This window comes from Endozoicomonas sp. (genome assembly GCF_031844845.1).
Taxonomy (GTDB): Bacteria; Pseudomonadota; Gammaproteobacteria; order Pseudomonadales; family Endozoicomonadaceae; genus Endozoicomonas.
Genome location: NZ_JAVRMB020000139.1, coordinates 1 through 10155, shown reverse-complemented (window position 1 = coordinate 10155; position 10155 = coordinate 1). Strand labels below are relative to the sequence as shown.

At 50.2% G+C, this 10155-nt stretch carries 6 protein-coding genes; 3 read left to right on the top strand and 3 right to left on the bottom strand.

Annotated elements, in window-relative coordinates; all coding sequences use genetic code 11:
- Positions 1-372: 372 nt before the first annotated feature.
- Positions 373-1395: a permease gene (locus RM811_RS07045; RefSeq protein ID WP_402522266.1), complete on the bottom strand. Its 1023-nt coding sequence runs from the start codon at positions 1393-1395 to the stop codon at positions 373-375.
- 801 nt (positions 1396-2196) lie between these two features.
- The gene (locus RM811_RS07040) at positions 2197-2571 is read right to left on the bottom strand and encodes a hypothetical protein (RefSeq protein ID WP_402522264.1); all 375 of its coding nucleotides are present in this window, start codon (positions 2569-2571) and stop codon (positions 2197-2199) included.
- A 233-nt stretch (positions 2572-2804) separates the two neighbouring features.
- Here RM811_RS07040 and RM811_RS07035 point away from each other — a divergent pair, with 233 nt between their 5' ends.
- From RM811_RS07035 to RM811_RS07025, 3 genes are read left to right on the top strand one after another with little or no spacing between them, the layout of a single operon-like run.
- A complete protein-coding gene (locus RM811_RS07035) occupies positions 2805-4238 on the top strand; it encodes a hypothetical protein (RefSeq protein ID WP_402522261.1) in 1434 nt (477 codons plus the stop codon).
- On the top strand, positions 4235-5068 hold the full coding sequence (locus RM811_RS07030) for a hypothetical protein (protein WP_402522259.1): 834 nt from the start codon (positions 4235-4237) through the stop codon (positions 5066-5068). The genes RM811_RS07035 and RM811_RS07030 overlap by 4 nt, the downstream gene beginning before the upstream one ends.
- Positions 5055-9923 (top strand): hypothetical protein, encoded by a 4869-nt coding sequence (locus tag RM811_RS07025; protein WP_402522257.1) that lies wholly within the window; start codon positions 5055-5057, stop codon positions 9921-9923. Before RM811_RS07030 ends, RM811_RS07025 begins: the two co-directional genes overlap by 14 nt.
- Here the strand turns inward: RM811_RS07025 and RM811_RS07020 are convergent.
- Positions 9924-10155: hypothetical protein (locus RM811_RS07020; protein WP_402522255.1), on the bottom strand; the 232-nt coding region annotated here is incomplete at its 5' end. It lies immediately after the preceding gene.

The window sequence follows — 10155 nt, the reverse complement described above, 5'->3', positions numbered from 1 at the left end:
TGCAATCTCTACTGGATTCATAAAGACACCTCCAAGGTTGTAGAATTAAATTCATTCAGGCTGACAGATGCATGAGTGAAAGCATCAATCCCCTAAGTTATTATGGTGTTAGCGTGAGAAACGCACATCTCAACACTCCTGTATTAAGGATTTAGAGTGCTACCTTTCAAAATAGTTCGATAGTTTCACTTTATTCTTTTATAAGAAAACAAAAAAAGGATATCCATAAATTTCTGATCAATTTATGGATATCCTGAGTTCTGCTTTTGCACCAGAAACCAAAGGGGGGGTGAAGACGGGGAAAAGATAAAAGAAAAAGTACTGGTATAAAGAAATGACCGATCAGCCAATAGTTGTCTGATCGGTTTTTGGTCAGATAAAGGTCATTACCAGACCTGCAGAGGTTGCCATGGTGAAAATCACCACCAGAAAGGCAACAATCATCGGGTTACGGAACAAGCTCTTCAGCAGAATCACCTCAGTCAGACTGGCTCCGGCACTGCCAATAATCAGGGCCATCAGGGCACCCATGCCCATACCTTTGGCGGCCAGGGCAGAAGCCAGGGGAATCACCGCTTCAGCCCGAATGTACAGAGGCACACCAATGATCGCTGCAAATGGAATCGCCAGTGGATTATCCGGGCCAGCGTACTGAGCAATAAAGTCTGCTGGAATGAATCCGTAAGTGAAGGCACCAATACCTACGCCCAACATCAGGATCGGAAAGATCTTCTTGAACTGACTCCAGGTTTCACTCCAGATACGGGTCCAGCGATCATCGCTTCTGGGCTTGCTATCGCCACAGGCGGTTGCACAACCAGAAGCGGCAGCAGGTTCAGGTTTGCTATCGCAACAGCTGGTTTTCGCACTATCAGCACCATAAACTACCTCTTTGCGGACAAAACGCTCAAAGCCCATTTTCTCAAGTACATACCCGGCAAGAACCGAGACACTCAGGGCAATCGAAAAGTAAACGACAGTTATCTTCATGCCGAATGTCGCCAGTAACAGACCCATAATAATCGGGTTCATCAGCGGAGACGTAAAGAGGAAGGTTATGGTCGGACCAAAACCTGCCCGGGCTTTCAGAAGACCGGTTAGCATCGGAATGGTGGAACAACTGCAGAAGGGTGTCAGCGCACCCAGCAGGCCAGCTGAAACATAACCTTTACCGCCTTTGGAACCCAGAATCTTCTGAATCTTGTCCGCCGGCATGTACTCCAGAATCACGCCAATAATAAAGCTGACGATCAGAAACAGAATGGTCAACTCGCCGGCCAGAAAGATAAACGTACTCAGGGCCTGAACCAGATTCTGCGCCATATCAGCACCAATGCTGGATTCCAGCGCCGGTTGTATCACCGGACTTAAAAACTGTGCTATTTGCTGTTGCATACTAATATCAATAATTCCAGAAACATAGAAATAAAAAGCTAATAAATTCCTTTCCCCCGATATTCCTGACCACCATGTACTTGGGTCAGTGCCGCTTTTCCCAACGGTCATCGGTATTTAATCTGTTGATGGGCGTATCTTAGATGGATCAAAAACCAGAAACAACTATTATTCTAATAATATAGAAATATATTCGAATAAATCTTCTATTTTGAAATCACTGGGAGGCTGGATAGCCCGAATACCAATGGGCAGGTAAAAGACTGGAGCATCACCTTTAACTCGTTCCCACGGTCTGAGGTTGTCGCAAAACCCTCCGTATGAGGGAAAACCTCTCTTTGCCCGGGTTTCCAGGAGTTTTATGCTGGTTGTTTCATTTGCGGCGGGTTCGGTATGCATTCCCACGGGAGACCGTGGGAACGAGGTTTTCGGAGGGCTTTTCAGGCTTTTGCGACAACCTCGAAGACGGGAACCCATCTCAAGAGTGGGAAGGAGGCTTCGCAGCTTGGAAAAGGAAGAGAAGACAAAAGAAGACAAGTAAAAGAAGACAAGGACATCCATAAATTTCCGCTCAATTTAATCGCCGTAAAGGGGTGACGAACCATAGGAAACTGCTGGTGAGTCAACCCTTTACGGCGATTAAATCCCCAATCACTTTATGGATATCCTGAGCTCTCATACGCCTGAACAGAAAACATGACAAGAAAATTTAAATTCCCACGTTTAGAAAGGTTAAAAAGCCTGATCAATCTAAAAATACTGAATCGGATGATCTTCATTAATTCGGAATTTATCAGCTGTTTATTCAATGCGCTTTGTGTCTGATTGCTGAGTGGTGCTGCATGGAGCAATTGATTTGAAATTATCTGCCAGAGCTGGCATGAAATATCCGCTTATTCCACCCAAAATAGCACCAGTAAATGCGCTACCGAGAATAATTCCAAATTCAGTTAAGTCAGGGAGTTTATCTATCTTTTTGGATTCACTGGCTTTACGGGCTAACTGCAGTTGTGACATTGAAAGTCCAAAACCCATGAGGCCGCCTACCACAGCCCCGGTGACGATGGAGGCGGATCTGCCTCGGAATTTTGAACTAAAAGAGAGGGGAAGGCCATTTTCTTCAAACGAACCAGCCTGATGGATGGATGCATTACTTACTGAGATCCCTGGGGTCATGAGCGAATCCTTATCATATTGGGATTTAATTGTGCTCTCAATATAGTAGACAAATATGATTTTGGTATGTATTAGATTGCACTGCGTCAAGGCTGATTTTCTCAAAACCCTGAAAAGATTTCGGATCTGCTTCAGGCAGGACAAGGGTTATACGATCATGATCAATTAGACATGCAGTAACTTAACAGAAAGTTATAATATGGGGCTCTGTTATCTAACTGTAATCAACCTCAATGAATTCATGGATAGTCCTATTATCTACCACCTTGCGTCTGGTAGATCTGCATGACAGCAATCATGAACGGCATTCCGACCATACCCGGGTTTCGCTGGAAAAACGCACCGGTCATCAGGACGGTTACTGGCTGGATATTGCCTGTCAGTTGCTGGAATATTTGCTGGAAGAGGACTATCAAACCAACGGCCAGTTTATTCCCCAGGGCCGATGCCTGAACTACCTTCGGGGTATGATTCCGGAGCTGACAGCGGATGACCTGGGCTATGTCATCAACATGCTTAGTACACCCAGTGAACTGTTCTTTACCCGCTATTCAGAAAGAGAAGCAGAAGGACGACGTGCGGCCAGTACCAAACAGACCGCTCTGCTGGAAAAACAGAGCAAGATTGGCCATGTCCGGTTATCCCAGGCCGGTCGCCAGAGTGTCACGCTGTCCCGTCAAGTGGATGATATCCTCTACAGCGAGCATGACGCGGCCAAAATCATTTCCGCTATTGCCCGCAGTGATTTTGACCGTATTCCGCCTATCTGTGACTCCATCCTGCTCTCCATTCGCGGGCTTACCCGGGAAATCCGCCGGATTCGGGAAAATCCGGCACTGGAAGGCAAACTGGATTCATTCCGTAACAACCGCAAGTACTACCAGAGTGCCGTCCGCAACATTCAGGCGACAGTGTTTGACTGTCAGAAACAGTTCCTGCGTCAGGAAATTCAGGAACGCTTTACCCAATGGGCACAGCAGCAAGCTGATGAATGGGAATTGCAAATGCTGGATCGCCCGCTGATCCGTATTCTCAGCGCCCTGGAAAACCTGAACCGCCGCCTGACAGACCTGCTGCGGGATATTGCCGAAGGCCGTATCCAGAGTATGGGCATCGTGGATTTTAATAAGGCAGCGCTCAACCTGGCCTGGTACCCCCCGGGCATGGCGCTGATGGAGTCGGTATTCCAGCAACTGGCCCCCGTGGATATCGCGATGACGATTCCTTCACCGGTTGACTACCAGAGCCTTCTGGATAACCAGCGGGCTGATACCAGCCGAACCAGCCTGGTCTATGACGATGGCAATGACGAAACGCCGGAATCCCTGAAACTGAAACGCTTCCTGAACCATTACGGTGAGGTTATACGACAGCGACTACAACAGGGTCCACTCCCCCTGAGCGAAGCCATCTGCAATGGCTGGCACCAGTTCGAAGAAGACAACCAGACGATCGAAGACTGCCTGCCGCAACTGATTAATATGTTTGTGGATACTGAACAGCTGTCGTCCAATCTTGCGGTGGGTATTGATCCGAAAAAACTGAACATCAAATTACCCGATAGCCGTACCCTGCACGGCGACAACCCGATTCTTATGACCGTAGAGAAAAATACCAAAAAACGTTCAATTGAGCCTTCAATTAAGAACGAGGAACCTCAGCTATGAATATGACTGAAATGGGTGAGGTTTACGCTTATCTGCTTCGCCACCGTATCGCCGAAACCCGTTCACAGAGTGGCCGTCGCCGAGCTTCCCAAACCGGCCTTATATCTGAAAGAGATGCGGCGGTTATTCTGAAAGAAGCGGATGAAGAGCAGGTGCAGAATTTTCGTGCCTTTCTTTCTGGCCAGGGATTACAACTGGCGGTTTACGACAGTGCTGACTACCCGGGCATCCCTCCCGGCGGCCAGATTTATATGCTGTTGCGCAATCCGGAAGCCGACCTGCCCGCCATGTTCAGCCAGCAGCAAGTGCTGCAGAGATTAAAAATTCGTAACGAAACTAAAGAGGCGACGGCCGTCTGGTTTATCCACCTCTGGTTGTTAATGCTGGGGTTGCTCTATACCCGAACCAATCGCTCCCTGTCAGATGTCAGCCTTTACCAGAACGCGGTATTCAGCCAGGAAGAGCTGGCAGAGACGCTCCGAAACCATCTGGAAACCATACGGCGTTCAGGTCTTTTCAAGGATGACCAGGATAAAGGTAATCTGGACAATGCACCTCGCCAGCTGGCCATACTCCTTGCCGAAAAAGGTGAAGATATCAATCGTCGGGTGAAGAACTTTATTGAGGTACTGATTGATGCCAGCCATCTACAGGCCAAAGGTGACAAGATCTTCCAGCAGACCCTGCTGGGCGCCCTGGAAGTGGAGCAGACTGGCTTCAGCCACCTGAAGCATTTGATTCCAGACGATATCGCCAAACGAATCGTCAACCTGTCAGACTCGCCCACTGAACCGCTGATTGAACAGGAGACTGCTGATGTCTGTCATTAATCGCATCGAAATAGCCAGTCTGCTGAACAAGCACGGTGATGTCAGCTCCCCCTGGGAAGCCAAAATGCGCCACCTGGTACTGAACCTTCGGGGTCAGTCCACGGCCATGAACATGGAGAACGGGTTTGGTAAAACCAGCCTGGCCGACGCGCTCATCGGCATGCTCTCCCGGGACAGAACCCTGACCCATAAAACCAAACGCAAGATGTCCCCCTCGAAAGACGGACATCCATGGACGCATATCCGGGTGGAGTTCAGCTACACCTCCAGCACGGCATCCCAGGACGATATGCTGGCCGTGGCTGGCGACAATGTTGGCGGTGAGCAGTGGGTTTTCGGGATGTATGGCCACAGTGATACAGAATCCGGTTACTACTTCTACCAGGGACGTCTGGAAGAACTGCCCATCCACTCCACCACCGCCGACAGTAAACTGCAGCTGTACAGTAATGACCATATTCAGCATGCCCTGCGACAGCTGAAACCGGAGCGCCCTAAAGACCGGGAGAGCTGGCTGGATGCCATCAGTCTGCATATCAGCCGCAAGGAGCTGGAACAGCTGGCCTCCTTCCAGAAAGAAGGGGGTGCCGATAAGAGCCAGATTTTTAATGCCATTAAACCCCGCCCGGGTGAAAAGGCCGATCAGGCATTTTTCTATGAAGTTCTTGCGCCCCAGATTCTGGCCGGTGCCAGTCATGGGGAGACCGACGAATCGGAAGAGTTTATTGAAGAACTGGTCATCAACTCAGGCCGAAAAGTCTCCGAGCTTCGTCATCAGATCAGTGAAAACAATAAAGATCTGGAGCGTAACGACAGCAAAAAATCCCGACTGGAAGAACTGAACCAAACGGCGCATCAGTTAGGTAACGCACAGTCCGAGCGAAATCAATGCCGGGAACAACTCAGCGATCAGGCTGCCTGTATGGCGGTCCTGTCCCATCACGGTATTCCCGGAGTCCCTGCTGCATCTGAAGAGCAGCCGGAAGACCAGAGTGCAGAAATAAAGCTGGCTCAGCAGCTGGCCATTCGGGTCGGTGAAACCTCACCACTGGTTGCCCTTTCAACGCTGGCAGAGATTACCGGTGTCAGTGCCCGCAAAATAGAAAGCTATTTTGAAAGCAGACAACTGGCGGGTTTTCGTCACGATAAGACAGCGGTTGTTTACCACCCGCAGGCAAGCTGGGCCTCAGGAAAATCCATACGCCTCTATCCGATAGACAAAGCTCAGGCACTGCTGGCAGATAGCCATGACCTGTTCAAAGACGACAATCATCGAGTAAACGTTCTCGAACTTCTCACCGAAGCCGATGACAGCTTCTTTGACCTGGACAGCAATCCGTTCCGGGAAAACTATCTGGCGGATCAGGCGTTTCAAAAAACGTTACGCAATGAGCTGAGTGAGCTGAAGGATAAACGACGACACCTGGAGCGGGAGTGGGAAGCCCTGCAAAGCCGGGACAAAGAGTTTACCGATAATGAAACCGTTTATACCGATGCACTGAAAGAGGGACTGTTTACCGAGCAGGAGCTGGAAAACCCTGGTGACACCGAAAAGGCCGTCAACCAGCTTCTGAAGGCAATCTCTGAAGAATACGACAAGTTCCTGAAGGCTGAAGGTAAATTCAGTGACCTGGTGGATAAATGGGCACTGTTCCAGCGTGAACAGGGTTCCCAGGCAACGCCGGCAGAGGTTCTGCAGGAGAAAGTGTTAAAGATTGAGGAACTATCCGACACGCTGAAAACCCGGCAAGAGCAGGAGGAACACCTGCAGTCGCTGGAAAGACAGCTTAATCAGCAGCTGCAGACTATTGAACGGCAACTGCCTTTATTACAGAGAGATTGTGATCAGCTAACTGCCCTGAAACAAAGCCATGATCAGATCACACAACAGTTCCCCAATGAAGCCATTGCCGGACTGACCCAGCGGCTGGAGCAGCGTCAACGTCAGTTCCGAATACAGAATGACGAACTCGTCAGTCGCCAGAGAGAACAGCAGGGCAGCCTGAATAACCTCCGGGCTCTGCTCCCCGACTATCAATCGTTTTGCAAGGTCTTTCCCAATCAGCAACCTGAGGGACTGGAAGACCAGTTACGGGACCAGGAAACCGAACTGGCTAATACGGTTCGCCTTCAGGAATCGCTGGTAAAAGAGTTGCAGCTGTTATTCGCTGACCTGCTGCAATTCCGCCAGGAGCTACCGGATAACGATCCTGAGCAGTGGCTGGCCATGGCAAAGAATGCCTACCCCCAGCGACTTGCTGAACGGGAAACGGTCAAGACGGCAATCATTGACATTGAACGACAGCTGTCTGATCTTGAAACCGATCCGGTCAGTCCCGGTTCTGTGGAAGTGAAATGCACCCGGCTACTTGAAACACTTGGACTCCAGCCGAAGCCACTGCATCAGGTTATCTCACAGATCATGCCGGAAGGTGATTCCCGTAAGCGGCAGTGGTTATCTCAAGCCCACAACCTGCTGTTTGCGCCGGTGTTGTCATCACTGCCAGAAGCGGAAAAAGCAGCCAGCGAATTTGCCCGTCAGCAGTTACCGGTGCCGGTCTTTACCCATGAGGCACTGCAGCAGGCGGCCAACAAAACCGAATCTACCTTGCTGGGTGCCGCCACCGGATATGAGAGCCTGGCGGTCAAATCTCTGTTGGACCCGTCGTTTATCGCAGTACTGAAACAACAGCTGGAAATGGAGCTGGCAAACCATCAGCAGCGGTTGAACACACTCAACGAGGATATCGCGCGCTTCGCTCCCGACTCAACGCTTGTGGTGATCGCCAAAAGTGCTGCGGAAGCCATGACCCGCTCTGCCGAGAGTGAGCTCCCCGTGCAGGAGGCTTCGCTATACAGTAACCAGCAAAATCTGCACACCGTTCAAGAACAGTTGTCGCCAGAAAACCGGTCTCTGATCCGTAAAGCGGAACAGTTTGTACTGCAAGGTGGTGAAACAGCCATTGCTGAGTATGAAGCATTGCTGCTGCAGCTTTTTGAACAGATAGAACAGTTATCTGCTCAGCTCGCAGAACTGGATGAACAGCTCAACGGAGAATCACGACGCACTCTGGATCAGGCCGAGCAATTTCTGCAGCAACAGGGAGAGTCCCGGCTGCCAGAGATTGAAGCGGACCTCACACAGCTCTCTGTCCAGCAGGAGCTGCTGCTGGAAAAACAGGAACAGTGTCGTTTAGAGCTTGAGCAGTACCAGCAACAGCTTCGCCTGTGCCAGAACCAGATTAGCCAGATATATCAGCCCGGTGAAAAAGATCGTCTGGAAAGCCTGGATCGGTATCTGGAAGAAGGTGGCCCGGAGTTTATGGCCAATGCTGAACAACGCAAGGCCGCACTCAGTATCCAGAAAAACAAGGCTGATAAACGGGCTAACCTGAAGTTTGACCGAATTCGTGCCTATCTCGGTGTCCGTGATGACCAGCAGGGATCTGCAGCCCTGAAGAAACAGATTGCCGCCCTTAAACAACAGCTGTCCGACATTGAAAAAACGCAGGAAGATAAGCAGGAAAACATTGAGCAAATCCAGCAGGCACTACCCGAGCAACTGAAAGCCATACGCCAGATTGATGAAACGGCTTATCACTGGCTGGTTCAACTGTCCCAGTTCAGCCCGGATATGTTGCAATCGCTGGCTGACCAGGATGCCGAAAAGCTGGAAGCCATGGTTCTGTATGAAAAGACAGAACACTATCAACAGGCCGCCAGCCATAGCGATGATATGGTAACTATCCTGAATTGTGCAGAAGCCCTGGCCGAACAGCTGGAACTGGAAAACCCCCGGGAACTCCATCGCGAACTCAAGCGCCGTGAGAAAAGCCACGATGATAAGCAGGAGCAGTTTCGTTCCGTATTGCATCGCATCCGGGAAACAGAACGACACCTGTTTAATGGCACAGAGCTCGTACGCCTGAATAATCTGGGTCAGGCTGATAGCCAGGCTCTGGCTGATCTGGCAAACATGATCACCACGATCAGTGAACAGCTGGAAAAGAGCCGGGAGCGGCAGAGCTTGCTGGAAGCCTCCATGGAAGGCAATGAACAGTGCCTGCAGGAACGACTGGCCAGCATTATTCTGCACTCAGTGGATAATCTGAAAATCCTCAAACGAGTAGCCAGTCATTCATCGGGAGACAATGCCTATTTTGTCATTGATGCCGATATTGTCAGTGAAGAGGGTGTCCGCAACCTGGTTCGCTCTCTGCTGGCAGAAATTGAAGAGCATCAGAAACAGATTCGCCGTCGCAAGGTACAGAATCTGCCGGTAGGCAGCGAAGAGAAGCAGATGAAAGATCTGCAGAAAAACCTGCGCAGCCAGATTTACCGACAGCTCTTTACCAATATCCGCATTCGCCTGAAACACAGCGCTATTCGTCCCCATGGCAATCTGTTCAGTCTTAATGAAGATATGAGTGAAGGGCAGCGGGAAGCTCTATCCCTGATGTGGCTGGTGAAACTCTCTGAGTTTGCCATCGAGCGTGAGCTGCGCACGGTGCCCAGTCAGTATCGTCGTAAGGAACGGAAGTCTGGCGAGTCAGTCATTATTTTGGACGGTCTGTTCAGTAAACTCTCCCATCGTCGCTTGATTGAGGACTCACTGGAATCCCTGCGTAATACCCGGGGCCGTTTCCAGATGATTGGTCTGATTCATAACCCCAATTATGAGAATGATCCGGGCATCTTTCCGACTTATCTGGTGGGGAATGTGATTGGTGGCCTTCAGGGGGAGGGTGGGCATGTTACGGTTAAAGAGGGTGTCAGGGTCAATCCGGGAGCTCTGGGCCGCAGCACGGGTGAAGCCAGCCTGTTTCATATTCATGTAGATCATGAAGGTGTTTAATCATGGTCGTGTATTCTGATAAGCCAGGTTGAATACTGGTTTGCTCAAAAGTAAACCGTCACCCTGGCTGATGGACTGACCGATAAGCTTTCCAGCAAGCTTAAGATACCCAGGCTCTATCCGAACTCGTTCCCACGGTCCCTCGTGGGAATGCATACGGAAATCAGCTTTCCCCACCCTGTCAGGGTCGGTATGCATTCCCACGCAGAGCGTGGGAACGAGATTAATATTT

Excerpts from the sequence above, each read along its gene's own strand:
- RM811_RS07045 (WP_402522266.1), bottom strand. The coding sequence starts at position 1,395 with ATGCAACAGCAAATAGCACAGTTTTTAAGTCCGGTGATACAACCGGCG.
- RM811_RS07040 (WP_402522264.1), bottom strand. The coding sequence starts at position 2,571 with ATGACCCCAGGGATCTCAGTAAGTAATGCATCCATCCATCAGGCTGGT.
- RM811_RS07035 (WP_402522261.1), top strand. The coding sequence starts at position 2,805 with ATGAATTCATGGATAGTCCTATTATCTACCACCTTGCGTCTGGTAGAT.
- RM811_RS07030 (WP_402522259.1), top strand. The coding sequence starts at position 4,235 with ATGAATATGACTGAAATGGGTGAGGTTTACGCTTATCTGCTTCGCCAC.
- RM811_RS07025 (WP_402522257.1), top strand. The coding sequence starts at position 5,055 with ATGTCTGTCATTAATCGCATCGAAATAGCCAGTCTGCTGAACAAGCAC.